The sequence below is a fragment of the Mesorhizobium sp. WSM4836 genome, from assembly GCF_055811815.1.
In genome coordinates this window covers 106,992-119,229 of record NZ_JBVVQF010000022.1, presented here as the reverse complement: position 1 = coordinate 119,229, position 12,238 = coordinate 106,992, and the positions used below count along the sequence as shown (strand labels likewise).

At 62.0% G+C, this 12,238-nt stretch carries 24 protein-coding genes; all 24 read left to right on the top strand.

Annotated features, from left to right (window positions below; translation table 11 throughout):
- On the top strand, positions 1-76 hold a 76-nt coding region (locus AC0L2P_RS24060; RefSeq protein ID WP_454589835.1), incomplete at its 5' end, for an EF-Tu C-terminal domain-related protein.
- Positions 77-139: 63 nt separating this feature from the next.
- A complete protein-coding gene (gene rpsJ / locus AC0L2P_RS24055) occupies positions 140-448 on the top strand; it encodes a 30S ribosomal protein S10 (protein WP_006205468.1) in 309 nt (102 codons plus the stop codon).
- Positions 449-544: 96 nt separating this feature from the next.
- The gene (rplC, locus tag AC0L2P_RS24050; protein ID WP_023717519.1) at positions 545-1,273 is read left to right on the top strand and encodes a 50S ribosomal protein L3; all 729 of its coding nucleotides are present in this window, start codon (positions 545-547) and stop codon (positions 1,271-1,273) included.
- Positions 1,273-1,893, top strand: a complete 621-nt coding sequence (gene rplD / locus AC0L2P_RS24045; protein ID WP_023675140.1) for a 50S ribosomal protein L4 — start codon at positions 1,273-1,275, stop codon at positions 1,891-1,893. Before rplC ends, rplD begins: the two co-directional genes overlap by 1 nt.
- Positions 1,890-2,183, top strand: a complete 294-nt coding sequence (locus tag AC0L2P_RS24040) for a 50S ribosomal protein L23 (protein ID WP_006205465.1) — start codon at positions 1,890-1,892, stop codon at positions 2,181-2,183. Before rplD ends, AC0L2P_RS24040 begins: the two co-directional genes overlap by 4 nt.
- Positions 2,184-2,205: 22 nt before the next feature.
- On the top strand, positions 2,206-3,039 hold the full coding sequence (gene rplB / locus AC0L2P_RS24035) for a 50S ribosomal protein L2 (RefSeq protein ID WP_473504637.1): 834 nt from the start codon (positions 2,206-2,208) through the stop codon (positions 3,037-3,039).
- Between the two features lie 16 nt (positions 3,040-3,055).
- Positions 3,056-3,334: a 30S ribosomal protein S19 gene (rpsS, locus tag AC0L2P_RS24030; RefSeq protein WP_006205463.1), complete on the top strand. Its 279-nt coding sequence runs from the start codon at positions 3,056-3,058 to the stop codon at positions 3,332-3,334.
- A 2-nt stretch (positions 3,335-3,336) separates the two neighbouring features.
- Entirely contained in the window at positions 3,337-3,726 is a 390-nt protein-coding gene (gene rplV, locus AC0L2P_RS24025; protein WP_006205462.1) for a 50S ribosomal protein L22, read from the top strand.
- Positions 3,726-4,448, top strand: a complete 723-nt coding sequence (gene rpsC / locus AC0L2P_RS24020; RefSeq protein WP_352507451.1) for a 30S ribosomal protein S3 — start codon at positions 3,726-3,728, stop codon at positions 4,446-4,448. Before rplV ends, rpsC begins: the two co-directional genes overlap by 1 nt.
- A gap of 27 nt (positions 4,449-4,475) precedes the next feature.
- On the top strand, positions 4,476-4,889 hold the full coding sequence (gene rplP / locus AC0L2P_RS24015; protein WP_006205460.1) for a 50S ribosomal protein L16: 414 nt from the start codon (positions 4,476-4,478) through the stop codon (positions 4,887-4,889).
- 13 nt (positions 4,890-4,902) lie between these two features.
- Positions 4,903-5,103 (top strand): 50S ribosomal protein L29, encoded by a 201-nt coding sequence (gene rpmC / locus AC0L2P_RS24010; RefSeq protein WP_006205459.1) that lies wholly within the window; start codon positions 4,903-4,905, stop codon positions 5,101-5,103.
- A gap of 11 nt (positions 5,104-5,114) precedes the next feature.
- Complete coding sequence (gene rpsQ / locus AC0L2P_RS24005) at positions 5,115-5,354, top strand: 30S ribosomal protein S17 (protein ID WP_023675136.1); 240 nt, start codon at positions 5,115-5,117, stop codon at positions 5,352-5,354.
- An 82-nt stretch (positions 5,355-5,436) separates the two neighbouring features.
- Positions 5,437-5,805, top strand: a complete 369-nt coding sequence (gene rplN, locus AC0L2P_RS24000; protein WP_006205457.1) for a 50S ribosomal protein L14 — start codon at positions 5,437-5,439, stop codon at positions 5,803-5,805.
- 12 nt (positions 5,806-5,817) lie between these two features.
- The gene (gene rplX / locus AC0L2P_RS23995) at positions 5,818-6,132 is read left to right on the top strand and encodes a 50S ribosomal protein L24 (RefSeq protein ID WP_254817150.1); all 315 of its coding nucleotides are present in this window, start codon (positions 5,818-5,820) and stop codon (positions 6,130-6,132) included.
- On the top strand, positions 6,125-6,703 hold the full coding sequence (gene rplE / locus AC0L2P_RS23990; protein WP_008875670.1) for a 50S ribosomal protein L5: 579 nt from the start codon (positions 6,125-6,127) through the stop codon (positions 6,701-6,703). Before rplX ends, rplE begins: the two co-directional genes overlap by 8 nt.
- A gap of 27 nt (positions 6,704-6,730) precedes the next feature.
- A complete protein-coding gene (gene rpsN, locus AC0L2P_RS23985; protein WP_473504633.1) occupies positions 6,731-7,036 on the top strand; it encodes a 30S ribosomal protein S14 in 306 nt (101 codons plus the stop codon).
- Positions 7,037-7,048: 12 nt separating this feature from the next.
- Entirely contained in the window at positions 7,049-7,447 is a 399-nt protein-coding gene (rpsH, locus tag AC0L2P_RS23980; RefSeq protein WP_006205453.1) for a 30S ribosomal protein S8, read from the top strand.
- A gap of 90 nt (positions 7,448-7,537) precedes the next feature.
- Complete coding sequence (gene rplF, locus AC0L2P_RS23975) at positions 7,538-8,071, top strand: 50S ribosomal protein L6 (RefSeq protein WP_023675133.1); 534 nt, start codon at positions 7,538-7,540, stop codon at positions 8,069-8,071.
- An 87-nt stretch (positions 8,072-8,158) separates the two neighbouring features.
- Positions 8,159-8,518, top strand: coding sequence for a 50S ribosomal protein L18 (rplR, locus tag AC0L2P_RS23970; protein WP_023675132.1), 360 nt, complete (start codon positions 8,159-8,161; stop codon positions 8,516-8,518).
- A 151-nt stretch (positions 8,519-8,669) separates the two neighbouring features.
- Positions 8,670-9,233, top strand: coding sequence for a 30S ribosomal protein S5 (gene rpsE / locus AC0L2P_RS23965; RefSeq protein WP_006333394.1), 564 nt, complete (start codon positions 8,670-8,672; stop codon positions 9,231-9,233).
- A gap of 24 nt (positions 9,234-9,257) precedes the next feature.
- Positions 9,258-9,455 (top strand): 50S ribosomal protein L30, encoded by a 198-nt coding sequence (rpmD, locus tag AC0L2P_RS23960; RefSeq protein WP_006205449.1) that lies wholly within the window; start codon positions 9,258-9,260, stop codon positions 9,453-9,455.
- A 22-nt stretch (positions 9,456-9,477) separates the two neighbouring features.
- Positions 9,478-9,951 (top strand): 50S ribosomal protein L15, encoded by a 474-nt coding sequence (rplO, locus tag AC0L2P_RS23955; RefSeq protein ID WP_292660428.1) that lies wholly within the window; start codon positions 9,478-9,480, stop codon positions 9,949-9,951.
- Positions 9,952-10,142: 191 nt separating this feature from the next.
- Positions 10,143-11,483, top strand: a complete 1,341-nt coding sequence (gene secY / locus AC0L2P_RS23950; RefSeq protein ID WP_473504630.1) for a preprotein translocase subunit SecY — start codon at positions 10,143-10,145, stop codon at positions 11,481-11,483.
- On the top strand, positions 11,480-12,091 hold the full coding sequence (locus AC0L2P_RS23945; protein ID WP_352684844.1) for an adenylate kinase: 612 nt from the start codon (positions 11,480-11,482) through the stop codon (positions 12,089-12,091). The genes secY and AC0L2P_RS23945 overlap by 4 nt, the downstream gene beginning before the upstream one ends.
- Positions 12,092-12,238 lie beyond the last annotated feature (147 nt).

Sequence of the window (12,238 nt, the reverse complement as noted above, 5' to 3'; positions counted from 1 at the left end):
AGAGAAGCTGCGCTTCGCCATCCGTGAAGGCGGCCGCACCGTCGGTGCCGGCATCGTCGTCACCATCAAAGAGTAATTTGGACTTAAACCGATCTGTCGCGGGCGCTGCCCGCGCCGCGCCAGAACAAGGAAGTGACGCATGAACGGACAGAATATCCGCATCCGCCTGAAGGCGTTTGATCACCGGGTGCTCGACGCCTCGACACGGGAAATCGTGTCGACCGCCAAGCGCACCGGCGCCAACGTCCGCGGCCCCATTCCGCTGCCGACGCGGATCGAAAAGTTCACGGTCAACCGGTCGCCTCACGTCGACAAGAAGAGCCGCGAGCAGTTCGAGATGCGCACGCACAAGCGTCTGCTCGACATCGTCGACCCGACCCCGCAAACGGTCGATGCTTTGATGAAGCTCGACCTGGCCGCCGGTGTCGACGTCGAGATCAAGCTCTAAGGAACCAGAGGTCAGCGGGGCGACCCGGAACTCTGAAGGAACAAGAGGCGTGGAGGGGCGACAGCCCCGACAGGGAACTCTAAAGGAATTGAACCGATGCGTTCAGGTGTGATTGCAAAGAAGGTGGGAATGACCCGCATCTACAACGATGCCGGGGAACATGTTCCCGTCACTGTTCTCCAGATGGAGAACTGCCAGGTCGTGGCGCAGCGCACGCAGGAGAAGAACGGCTATACCGCCGTCCAGCTCGGCGTTGGCCTTGCCAAGGTGAAGAACACGTCGAAGGCGATGCGCGGCCATTTCGCGACCGCTTCCGTCGAGCCCAAGGCCAAGGTTGCCGAGTTCCGCGTCTCCGCCGACAACATGATCGATGTCGGCGCCGAGATCACCGTCGAGCATTTCGTCGTCGGCCAGAAGGTCGATGTGACGGGAACCACGATCGGCAAGGGTTTCCAGGGCGTCATCAAGCGGCACCACATGGGTGGCGGCCGCGCGACGCACGGCAACTCGGTGTCGCACCGTACACACGGCTCGACCGGCCAGCGCCAGGATCCGGGCAAGGTGTTCAAGGGCAAGCATATGGCCGGCCACATGGGTGACACCCGCGTCACCACGCAGAATGTCGAGGTCGTCTCGACCGACGCCGATCGCGGCCTGATCCTGATCCGCGGTGCGGTCCCGGGTTCGAAGGGTGCATGGATCCTGGTTCGCGACGCGGCCAAGGTAGCGCTTCCGGCCAATGCGCCGAAGCCCGCCGCGATCCGCGCCGTTGCGACCGATGGTGCCGCCAAGAACGAGGCCCCGGCCACAGAGGGAGCGGAATAATGGACCTCAAGATTACAACGCTTGGCGGCAAGGACGCCGGCAAGCTGAAGCTCTCCGAAGAGATTTTCGGCCTTGATCCGCGCGAGGACATCCTGCAGCGCGTCGTGCGCTGGCAGCTTGCCAAGAAGCAGCAGGGCACCCACAAGGCCAAGGGTCGCGCGGAAATCGCCCGCACCGGCGCCAAGATGTATAAGCAGAAGGGTACGGGCCGCGCCCGTCACCATTCGGCTCGCGCTCCGCAGTTCCGCGGCGGCGGCAAGGCCCACGGCCCGGTCGTGCGCAGCCACGAGCACGATCTGCCGAAGAAGGTGCGCGCGCTGGGCCTCAAGCATGCGCTTTCGGCCAAGGCCAAGAGCGCTTCGATCATCATCATCGACGAGCTGAAGCTGACCGAGGCCAAGACCAAGGCGCTGATCGCGAATTTCGCGACGCTGGGCCTGAGCAACGCCCTGGTGATCGGCGGCGCCGAGCTTGACAAGAACTTCAAGCTGGCGGCGACCAACATCCCGAACATCGACGTGCTGCCCATCCAGGGCATCAACGTCTACGACATTCTGCGCCGCGGCACGCTGGTCCTTTCCAAGGCCGCCGTCGAGGCTCTCGAGGAGCGCTTCAAATGACCGACCTTCGTCACTACGACGTGATCGTCTCGCCGGCGATCACCGAAAAGTCGACCATGGCTTCCGAGCAGAACCAGGTCGTCTTCAACGTCGCCAAGAAGGCGTCGAAGCCGGAAATCAAAGCCGCCGTCGAAGCGCTGTTCGGCGTCAAGGTGATGGCCGTGAACACGCTTGTCCGCAAGGGCAAGATCAAGCGCTTCCGCGGCACGATCGGCCGCCAGAGCGACGTCAAAAAGGCGGTTGTGACGCTGGCCGACGGCCAGTCGATCGACGTCGCGACGGGTCTCTGAGCAAGGTCGCGAGGACAGAACAATGGCACTGAAAAAATTCAACCCGGTAACGCCGAGCACCCGTCAGCTGGTCATCGTCGACCGCTCGGGCCTCTATAAGGGAAAGCCCGTCAAGGGCCTGACCGAAGGTCTGACCAAGTCGGGCGGCCGCAACAATTACGGCCGCATCACGGCACGCTTTATCGGCGGCGGTCACAAGCGCACCTACCGCATCATCGACTTCAAGCGCCGCAAATTCGACGTCGTCGGCACGGTCGAGCGTATCGAATACGATCCGAACCGCACCGCCTTCATCGCGCTGATCAAGTATGACGATGGCGAGCTGTCCTACATCATCGCCCCGCAGCGTCTGGCTCCCGGCGACAAGATCGTGGCCGGTGAATCGGTCGACGTGAAGCCGGGCAATGCGATGCCGCTGGCCTCGATGCCGGTTGGCACAATCGTCCACAATGTCGAGCTGAAGCCCGGCAAGGGCGCTCAGGTCGCCCGTTCGGCCGGCGGTTATGGCCAGCTCGTAGGCCGCGACCAGGGCATGGCGATCCTGCGCCTCAACTCGGGCGAGCAGCGTGTCGTCCACGGCTCCTGCATGGCCACTGTCGGTGCCGTGTCCAACCCGGACCACGGCAACATCAATGACGGCAAGGCTGGCCGCACCGTGTGGCGCGGCAAGCGTCCGCACAATCGCGGCGTGACCATGAACCCGGTCGACCATCCGCATGGCGGCGGCGAAGGCCGCACCTCGGGTGGCCGCCATCCGGTTTCGCCCTGGGGCAAGCCGACCAAGGGCAAGAAGACGCGGTCCAACAAGGCGACCGACAAGTTCATCCTGCGCTCGCGCCATCAGCGCAAGAGCTAAGAAGAGGTAACGCCAAGTGACTCGTTCGATTTGGAAAGGCCCCTTCATCGACGGCTACCTTCTGAAGAAGGTGGACAAGGTTCGTGAAGGTGGTCGCAATGAGGTGATCAAGATGTGGAGCCGCCGCTCCACCATCCTGCCGCAGTTCGTCGGCTTCACCTTCGGTGTCTACAACGGCCAGAAGCACGTTCCCGTCTCGGTGAACGAGGACATGGTCGGTCACAAGTTCGGTGAATTCGCTCCGACCCGGACCTATTACGGTCACGGCGCGGATAAGAAGGCGAAGAGGAAATAATCATGGGCAAGGCCAAAGCTCCGCGCAGGCTTGCTGACAACGAAGCGCGCGCCGTGTTGCGCACGATCCGTATCAGCCCGCAGAAGCTGAACCTGGTTGCCGCGTTGATCCGCGGCAAGAAGGTCGCGACAGCGCTTTCCGACCTCGAATTCTCGGCCAAGCGGATTTCCGGCACGGTCAAGAAGACGCTGGAATCGGCGATCGCCAACGCGGAAAACAACCACGACCTCGACGTCGATGCGCTGATTGTGGCGGAAGCCTATGTCGGTAAGTCGATCGTCATGAAGCGGTTTCATGCCCGTGGCCGTGGTCGCGCCAGCCGCATCGAGAAGCCGTTCTCGCACCTCACGATCGTCGTTCGTGAAGTCGAAGAAAAAGGGGAGGCCGCATAATGGGCCAGAAAGTCAATCCGATCGGGCTGCGTCTCGGCATCAACCGCACCTGGGATTCGCGCTGGTTCGCGAACACCGGCGAGTACGGCAAGCTGCTGCACGAGGACATCAAGATCCGCAAATATCTTGAGAAGGAACTCAAGCAGGCTGCGATCTCGAAGGTCGTGATCGAGCGTCCGCACAAGAAGTGCCGCGTCACCATCCATGCGGCGCGTCCGGGCCTGATCATCGGCAAGAAGGGCGCCGACATTGAGAAGCTTCGCAAGAAGCTGATGGAGATGACCAAGTCCGAGACGCATCTGAACATCGTCGAAGTGCGCAAGCCGGAGATCGACGCGACCCTGGTCGCCCAGTCGATCGCCCAGCAGCTCGAGCGCCGCATCGCGTTCCGCCGCGCCATGAAGCGCGCCGTGCAGTCGGCGATGCGCCTCGGTGCCGAAGGCATCCGCATCAACTGCGCCGGCCGTCTCGGCGGCGCCGAGATCGCGCGCATGGAATGGTATCGTGAAGGCCGCGTGCCGCTGCATACGCTGCGTGCCGACGTCGACTACGGCACGGCCGAGGCGAATACGGCCTACGGCATCTGCGGCGTCAAGGTTTGGGTGTTCAAGGGCGAGATCCTCGAGCACGACCCGATGGCTTCGGAGCGCCGCGCCACCGAGGGCGATCATGCGCATGGTGGTGGTGAGCGCGAACGCGGTCGCCGTCGCGAAAACGCGTAAGACATTTAGGAATTTGGAGTTAGAACGATGCTGCAGCCAAAGCGCACAAAGTTCCGCAAGCAGTTCAAGGGCCGCATCCACGGTACCGCCAAGGGCGGCACCAACCTGGATTTCGGTGGTTTCGGGCTGAAGGCGCTTGAGCCGAACCGCGTCACCGCGCGTGAGATCGAGGCGGCCCGCCGCGCGATCACCCGCGAGATGAAGCGTGCCGGCCGCGTGTGGATCCGTATCTTCCCGGACGTGCCGGTTACGTCGAAGCCGACCGAAGTCCGCATGGGTAAGGGCAAGGGCGCGGTCGACTACTGGGCGGCCCGCGTCAAGCCAGGCCGCATCATGTTCGAGATCGACGGTGTCAACGAGGAAACCGCCCGTGAGGCGCTGCGTCTCGGCGCGGCCAAGCTCTCGGTCAGGACGCGCTTCGTACAGCGCATCGCAGAATAAGGACGGGCTGATCATGAAAGCCGAAGACATCCGGACCAAGACCCAGGACCAGCTGACCGACGACCTGGCCAGCCTGAAGAAAGAGCAGTTCAACCTGCGCTTCCAGAAGGCCACCGGCCAGCTTGAGAAGACCGCGCGCGTGAGGCAGGTCCGCAAGGACATTGCGCGTATCAAGACCATCGCTGCGGAAAAGTCCGCGGCCAAGAAGGCTTAAGGACGAAAACCATGCCAAAGCGCATTCTGCAGGGCACCGTCGTCAGCGACAAGAACGAGAAGACGGTTGTCGTCAAGGTCGAACGGCGCTTCACGCATCCCGTGATGAAGAAGACCGTGCGCATGACCAAGAAGTACAAGGCGCACGACGAGAACAACGCCCACAAGGTCGGCGATCAGGTGTTCATCCAGGAATCGAAGCCGATTTCCAAGGACAAGCGCTGGGTCGTGGTGTCTTCGGACCAGGCCTGATCAGGGCGAACGAAACGAATTTTGGACAGACCGGGGAGGGGTGAGAAATCCGTCCCGTTAGAAAAGAAGAAGGCGGCCAGTCATGATTCAGATGCAAACAAACCTCGACGTCGCGGATAATTCCGGCGCCCGTCGTGTCATGTGCATCAAGGTGCTGGGCGGCTCGAAGCGGAAATACGCTTCCGTGGGCGACATCATCGTGGTGTCGATCAAGGAAGCCATTCCGCGCGGCCGCGTCAAGAAGGGCGATGTGATGAAGGCGGTCGTGGTTCGCACGGCCAAGGACATCCGCCGCCCGGACGGCAGCGTGATCCGTTTCGACAAGAACGCAGCCGTTCTCGTCGACAACAAGAAAGAGCCGATCGGCACGCGTATCTTCGGACCGGTTCCGCGCGAACTCCGCGCCAAGAACCACATGAAGATCATCTCGCTCGCGCCTGAAGTGCTGTAAGGAGCCGGACCAATGCAAAAGATTAGAAAAGGCGACAAGGTCGTCGTGCTGGCCGGCAAGGACAAGGGCCGTTCGGGCGAAGTCCTTTCGGTGCAGCCGAAGGACGACACCGCGCTGGTGCGCGGTGTCAACCTGATTCGTCGTCACCAGAAGCAGTCCCAGTCCCAAGAGGGCGGGATCATCACCAAGGAAGCGCCGATCCAGCTGTCGAACATCGCGCTGGCCGACCCCAAGGATGGCAAGCCGACCCGCGTCGGCTTCATCTTCCAGAAGGACGGCAAGAAGGTGCGCGTCGCCAAGCGCTCGGGAGAAGTCATCAATGGCTAAGGCTCAAACCAAGCAGGCAACTGCCCAGAACACGCCGCGCCTCAAGCAGGTCTACAACGAGACCATTCGCAAGGCGCTGCAGGAGCAGTTCGGCTACGAGAACGAGATGCAGGTTCCGCGCATCGACAAGATCGTGCTGAACATGGGCGTCGGCGAGGCGACCGGCGATTCGAAGAAGCCTTCGATTGCGGCGGAAGACCTTGCGATGATCGCCGGCCAGAAGGCCGTTGTCACCCGCGCCCGCAACTCGATCGCCGGCTTCAAGGTCCGCGAGAAGATGCCGATCGGCGCCAAGGTCACGCTGCGCAAGGAACGCATGTACGAGTTCCTCGACCGCCTCGTGAACATCGCACTGCCGCGCGTCCGCGACTTCCGCGGGCTCAACCCGAAGAGCTTCGATGGCCGTGGCAACTATGCCATGGGCATCAAGGAACACATCGTGTTTCCGGAGATCAACTACGACAAGGTTGATCAGATCTGGGGCATGGACGTCATCGTTTGTACGACTGCGAAGACGGATGACGAAGCCAGGGCATTGCTCAAGGCCTTCAACTTCCCCTTCCGCCAGTAACGGCAGCGAGAAAAGGAAAAATCTGAAATGGCAAAGACCAGCTCAGTCGAGAAGAACAACAGGCGCCGCAGGCTTGCGGACCAGTTCGCTGCCAAGCGCAAGGTGCTCAAGGCGATCATCATGGATCAGTCCAAGCCGATGGAAGAGCGCTTCCGCGCCCAGCTGAAGCTTTCGGCGCTGCCGCGCAACTCGGCCAAGACCCGCATCCGCAATCGCTGCGAAGTCACCGGACGTCCGCGTGCCTATTATCGCAAGCTCAAAGTATCGCGTATCGCGCTTCGTGATCTCGGCAATAACGGCCAGATCCCGGGCCTGGTCAAGTCGAGCTGGTAAGGAGGACATAACATGTCATTGAGCGATCCTCTCGGCGATATGCTGACCCGCATCCGCAACGCGTATGGCCGCAAGAAGTCGAGCGTTTCGACGCCGGCTTCGCGCCTGCGTACCCGCGTCCTCGACGTGCTGAAGGCCGAAGGCTATATCCGCGACTACAGCCAGACCGACTTCGACAACGGCAAGTCCGAAATCGAGATCGAGCTGAAGTATTTCGACGGTGCGCCGGTGGTGCGCGAAATCGCCCGGGTCTCGAAGCCCGGCCGCCGCGTCTACGTTTCGGCCAAGTCGATTCCGCACGTCGCCAACGGCCTCGGCATCGCCATCCTTTCGACGCCGAAGGGCGTGATGGCCGACCACGAAGCGCGCGAACAGAATGTCGGCGGGGAAATCCTCTGCCAGATCTTCTGATCTGGTACGTGACCCCAATTGGAAACCGGTTTTCGGGATCAAGTCCCGAAGGCCGAGACCTGAAACAAGAGAAGTGACGAGGACAACAAAATGTCTCGTATTGGAAAGAAACCCGTTTCGCTGCCGCAGGGCGTGACCGCGACCGTCAACGGCCAGACCGTGACGGCGAAGGGTCCGAAGGGCGAGCTGAAGTTCGTGGTGAACGACGAAGTGCTGGTCAAGATGGAAGGCAGCGAGATCGCTGTCCAGCCGCGCGACCAGACCAAGACCGCCCGTTCCAAGTGGGGCATGTCACGCACGCAGATCGTCAACATTCTGCAGGGCGTCAAGGACGGCTTCGAAAAGAAGCTCGAGATCACCGGCGTCGGCTATCGCGCCGCCATGCAGGGCAAAAACCTGCAGCTGGCGCTCGGCTTCAGCCATGACGTCGTCTACGAGACGCCGCAGGGCGTGACGATTTCGGTGCCGAAACCGACGGAAATCACCGTGACCGGCATCGACAAGCAGCAGGTCGGCCAGGTTGCCGCCGAGATTCGCGAGTATCGCAGCCCCGAGCCCTATAAGGGCAAGGGCGTCCGCTATGCTGGCGAGAAGATCGTCCGCAAGGAAGGCAAGAAGAAGTAATTTTAACGCCGCGGGGAGCGGTCGCGGGAGACGCCTCGCCTACCGCATATGGTTGCCCCCGTTTTTTGAAGGCAAGGAACTGATATCATGGGCTCGAAAGAATCCACCCAACGCCGCGCCCAGCGCGTCCGCCGCCAGATCAAGAAGGTTGCCGGCGATCGTCCGCGCCTGTCGGTCCATCGCACGTCGAAGAACATCTATGTCCAGGTGATCGACGACGCCAAGGGCCACACCATCGCAGCTGCCTCGACGCTCGAGAAGGAGCTCAAGGGTTCGCTCAAGACCGGCGCCGATACCGCGGCCGCAGCTGCGATCGGCAAGCTGATTGCCGAGCGTGCCTCGAAGGCCGGCGTCAAGGAAGTCGTCTTCGACCGCGGCGCCTACATCTACCACGGCCGCGTCAAGGCGCTGGCCGAGGCTGCCCGTGAAGGTGGTCTGAGCTTCTAAAGCATGATCCCGAACCGGAGGTCAGCAAAAAAGTTGCAGACTTTTCGGATAAGATCGTGCGAAGGAAAAAAGAGTTTTCGCCCCCGGCGACCCACAGAGGCCCCGGATATCATCATCAACCGTGCTTCCGGAAAAAAACAAGGAACAGGATATGGCACAGGAACGTAGGGATGGCGGCCGCGGCCGTGATCGCGAAGAGCGCGACGACGGCATGGTCGACAAGCTCGTCCACATCAACCGTGTCGCTAAGGTCGTCAAGGGCGGCCGGCGCTTCGGCTTTGCGGCGCTCGTCGTCGTCGGCGACCAGAAGGGCCGCGTCGGCTTCGGTCACGGCAAGGCGCGCGAAGTGCCGGAGGCGATCCGCAAGGCCACCGAATCGGCCAAGCGCGACATGATCTTCGTGCCGCTGCGCTCGGGCCGCACGCTGCACCATGACGTCGAGGGACGCTGGGGCGCGGGACGTGTTCTGCTGCGCGCTGCCAAGCAAGGTACCGGCATCATCGCCGGCGGCCCGATGCGCGCCGTTTTCGAGACGCTCGGCATGCATGACGTGGTCGCCAAGTCGATGGGTTCTTCGAACCCCTACAACATGGTTCGCGCCACTTTCGACGCGCTGAAGAGCCAGATGCATCCGAAGGATGTGGCTGCTGCGCGCGGCATCAAGTATTCGACCCTTCAGGCCCGCCGCGGCACCGCCGTTGCGGCTGAAGAATAGTCGACGCTGACCAGGGATCTGACCATGGCCAAGAAAGCAACCAAGACCATCACCGTCGAGCAGATCGGCTCGCCGATCCGCCGGCCGAAGGAGCAGCGCGCAACGCTGGTCGGCCTCGGCCTCAACAAGATGCACAAGCAGCGCACGCTGGAGGATACGCCCTCGGTGCGCGGCATGATCGCTGCCGTCCAGCATCTCGTCCGCGTTGTGGACGAGGGCTGAGCCAGAGCGCAGGAGAACCCAGATGAAACTCAACGATCTGCGTGACAAGGACGGCGCGACGCATTCCAAGAAGCGTCTCGGCCGCGGCATCGGTTCCGGTTCGGGCAAGACCGCCGGTCGCGGCGTCAAGGGCCAGAAGGCGCGCTCCGGCGTTGCCGTCAACGGCTTCGAGGGTGGCCAGATGCCGCTCTACCGCCGCCTGCCGAAGCGCGGCTTCAACAATATCTTCGCCAAGAGCTTCACCGTCGTGTCGCTGGCCCGCATCCAGGCGGCGCTCGATGCCAAGAAGCTCGACGCCAAGACAGTTGTCACGGCCGAGGCGCTGGTTGCGGCCGGCGTCATCCGTCGCGTCAAGGACGGCGTGCGCATCCTTTCGGACGGCGACATCAAGGCCAAGCTTGCCTTCGACGTTGCCGGTGCTTCCAAGGCCGCGATCGAGAAGATCGAAAAGGCCGGCGGTTCGGTGAAGCTGCCTGAGAAGGCAGCCGCCGAGTAACGGCAATTTGAAGCACGTTCGGCAGAGGTGGAATTCGGTTTTGCCTTCGGTCGTGCTTTGATCCGACAGATGTGGCGGCCGCATCAACGCGGCCGCTTGCATGTTTGCAGTCCGGAGCTTATCTCGTGAGCTTCGGTGACACGCGCCGCCTGAGCTGCGGGCATCGAGCGTGACCAAGCGGAGAATCAGGCATGGCTTCGGCTGCTGAACAACTAGCCTCGAATCTGAATTTTTCGGCCTTCGCCAAAGCCGAGGATCTGAAGAAGCGCATCTGGTTCACAATCGGCGCGCTGCTCGTCTACCGCCTTGGCACCTATATCCCGCTGCCCGGCATCAATCCCGACGCTTTCGCCCAGGCCTTCTCGTCGCAGAGCAAGGGCGTGCTCGGCATGTTCAACATGTTCGCCGGCGGCGCCGTGCAGCGCATGGCGATCTTTGCCCTCGGCATCATGCCCTATATCTCGGCCTCCATCATCATGCAGCTGATGACCTCGGTCATTCCGTCGCTGGAAGCGCTGAAAAAAGAAGGCGAGCAGGGTCGCAAGATCATCAATCAGTACACGCGCTACGGCACCGTGCTTCTGGCGCTGGTTCAGGCCTACGGCATTTCGGTCGGGCTTGAGGGCGGCAACGGCATCGTCAACGATCCTGGCATATTCTTCCGCATCTCTACCGTCGTCACGCTGGTCGGCGGCACCATGTTCCTGATGTGGCTTGGCGAGCAGATCACCGCTCGCGGCATCGGCAACGGTATTTCGCTGATCATCTTCTCCGGTATCGTCGCCGGCTTGCCGCGCGCCATCTCCGGCACGCTGGAGCTTGGCCGCACCGGCGCCCTGTCGACCGGCCTGATCCTGGCGATTATCGTGCTCGCCATCATCGTCATCGCGCTGATCGTCTTCTTCGAGCGCGCGCAGCGCCGCCTGCTGATCCAGTATCCCAAGCGCCAGGTCGGCAATCGCATGTTCCAGGGCGATACCTCGCATCTGCCGCTAAAGCTCAACACCTCCGGCGTCATTCCGCCGATCTTCGCCTCGTCGCTGCTGCTGCTTCCGGCAACGGTTGCCGGCTTCTCGCAGACCACCAACATGCCCGCCTGGGCCAGCACGATCCTGGCGGCGCTCGGCCACGGCCAGCCGCTCTATATGGCCTTCTACGCGGCGATGATCGTGTTCTTCGCCTTCTTCTATACGGCGATCGTCTTCAATCCGAAGGACACCGCCGACCAGCTCAAGAAGCATTCGGGCTTCATCCCGGGCTATCGTCCGGGCGAGCGCACTGCGGATTATATCGACTATGTGCTCACCCGCATCACCGTCGTCGGCGCCATCTATCTGGTGCTGGTGTGTCTGCTGCCCGAGTTCCTCATTTCAGCGACTGGCGTACCGTTCTACCTTGGTGGCACTTCGCTCCTGATCGTGGTCAGTGTAACGCTCGATACCGTGGCGCAGATTCAGGGTCACCTGATCGCGCACCAGTATGAGGGCCTGATCAAGAAGTCGAAGCTGCGCGGGGGGAAAAAGGCCAGATGAGGTTGATATTGCTTGGACCGCCGGGTGCGGGCAAGGGGACACAAGCACTGAGACTGGTAGAAAGACACGGCATCCCACAGCTTTCCACGGGGGACATGCTGCGTGCTGCCGTTCAGGCCGGCACCGAAGTCGGCAAGCGCGCCAAGGCGGTGATGGACGCTGGCGAACTGGTGTCCGACGCTATCGTCAACGCCATCGTTGCCGAGCGTATCGATCAAGCTGATTGCGCAAACGGCTTCATCCTTGACGGATACCCGCGAACCCTGGTGCAAGCGGACGCCGTTGAGGAAATGCTGTCGGATCGCGGATTGGAGCTAGACGCGGTCATCGAATTTGTCGTCGACGACAAGGCTTTGGTTGGCCGAATCGTCAAGCGGGCCGAAGAAGCCAAGGCCGCAGGCCTGCCGGTGCGCAAGGACGACAGTCCAGCGGTGTTCGAAGAACGCTTGAGGGAATATTACAAGAAAACCTCGCCGCTGATCGGCTACTATTACGCCAAGGGCAAACTCAGGGGTGTCGATGGGATGGCCGACATCGATGCGGTGACGCAGCAGATCGAGGCGGTGCTCAGGGCGACGACCCGGAAAGTTGGCCAGGCGGCCGGCTAGCGAATCGAACGATTGCGCTTGACTGGAGCGGTCCGCTGGGGTATGGCGGCCCGTCTTCCTATCAGGCATGAGGCTTGCTTGTCCGCAAGGGCAAGGCAGGCCGCTTTGAACTGGAAACTCCCGCAAGGGCCGGCCTCCACCGGACGC

What these genes read in the sequence shown, in the direction of transcription:
- rpsJ (WP_006205468.1), top strand. Translation starts at nt 140, where the DNA reads ATGAACGGACAGAATATCCGCATCCGCCTGAAGGCGTTTGATCACCGG.
- rplC (WP_023717519.1), top strand. Translation starts at nt 545, where the DNA reads ATGCGTTCAGGTGTGATTGCAAAGAAGGTGGGAATGACCCGCATCTAC.
- rplD (WP_023675140.1), top strand. Translation starts at nt 1,273, where the DNA reads ATGGACCTCAAGATTACAACGCTTGGCGGCAAGGACGCCGGCAAGCTG.
- AC0L2P_RS24040 (WP_006205465.1), top strand. Translation starts at nt 1,890, where the DNA reads ATGACCGACCTTCGTCACTACGACGTGATCGTCTCGCCGGCGATCACC.
- rplB (WP_473504637.1), top strand. Translation starts at nt 2,206, where the DNA reads ATGGCACTGAAAAAATTCAACCCGGTAACGCCGAGCACCCGTCAGCTG.
- rplV (WP_006205462.1), top strand. Translation starts at nt 3,337, where the DNA reads ATGGGCAAGGCCAAAGCTCCGCGCAGGCTTGCTGACAACGAAGCGCGC.
- rpsC (WP_352507451.1), top strand. Translation starts at nt 3,726, where the DNA reads ATGGGCCAGAAAGTCAATCCGATCGGGCTGCGTCTCGGCATCAACCGC.
- rplP (WP_006205460.1), top strand. Translation starts at nt 4,476, where the DNA reads ATGCTGCAGCCAAAGCGCACAAAGTTCCGCAAGCAGTTCAAGGGCCGC.
- rpmC (WP_006205459.1), top strand. Translation starts at nt 4,903, where the DNA reads ATGAAAGCCGAAGACATCCGGACCAAGACCCAGGACCAGCTGACCGAC.
- rpsQ (WP_023675136.1), top strand. Translation starts at nt 5,115, where the DNA reads ATGCCAAAGCGCATTCTGCAGGGCACCGTCGTCAGCGACAAGAACGAG.
- rplN (WP_006205457.1), top strand. Translation starts at nt 5,437, where the DNA reads ATGATTCAGATGCAAACAAACCTCGACGTCGCGGATAATTCCGGCGCC.
- rplX (WP_254817150.1), top strand. Translation starts at nt 5,818, where the DNA reads ATGCAAAAGATTAGAAAAGGCGACAAGGTCGTCGTGCTGGCCGGCAAG.
- rplE (WP_008875670.1), top strand. Translation starts at nt 6,125, where the DNA reads ATGGCTAAGGCTCAAACCAAGCAGGCAACTGCCCAGAACACGCCGCGC.
- rpsN (WP_473504633.1), top strand. Translation starts at nt 6,731, where the DNA reads ATGGCAAAGACCAGCTCAGTCGAGAAGAACAACAGGCGCCGCAGGCTT.
- rpsH (WP_006205453.1), top strand. Translation starts at nt 7,049, where the DNA reads ATGTCATTGAGCGATCCTCTCGGCGATATGCTGACCCGCATCCGCAAC.
- rplF (WP_023675133.1), top strand. Translation starts at nt 7,538, where the DNA reads ATGTCTCGTATTGGAAAGAAACCCGTTTCGCTGCCGCAGGGCGTGACC.
- rplR (WP_023675132.1), top strand. Translation starts at nt 8,159, where the DNA reads ATGGGCTCGAAAGAATCCACCCAACGCCGCGCCCAGCGCGTCCGCCGC.
- rpsE (WP_006333394.1), top strand. Translation starts at nt 8,670, where the DNA reads ATGGCACAGGAACGTAGGGATGGCGGCCGCGGCCGTGATCGCGAAGAG.
- rpmD (WP_006205449.1), top strand. Translation starts at nt 9,258, where the DNA reads ATGGCCAAGAAAGCAACCAAGACCATCACCGTCGAGCAGATCGGCTCG.
- rplO (WP_292660428.1), top strand. Translation starts at nt 9,478, where the DNA reads ATGAAACTCAACGATCTGCGTGACAAGGACGGCGCGACGCATTCCAAG.
- secY (WP_473504630.1), top strand. Translation starts at nt 10,143, where the DNA reads ATGGCTTCGGCTGCTGAACAACTAGCCTCGAATCTGAATTTTTCGGCC.
- AC0L2P_RS23945 (WP_352684844.1), top strand. Translation starts at nt 11,480, where the DNA reads ATGAGGTTGATATTGCTTGGACCGCCGGGTGCGGGCAAGGGGACACAA.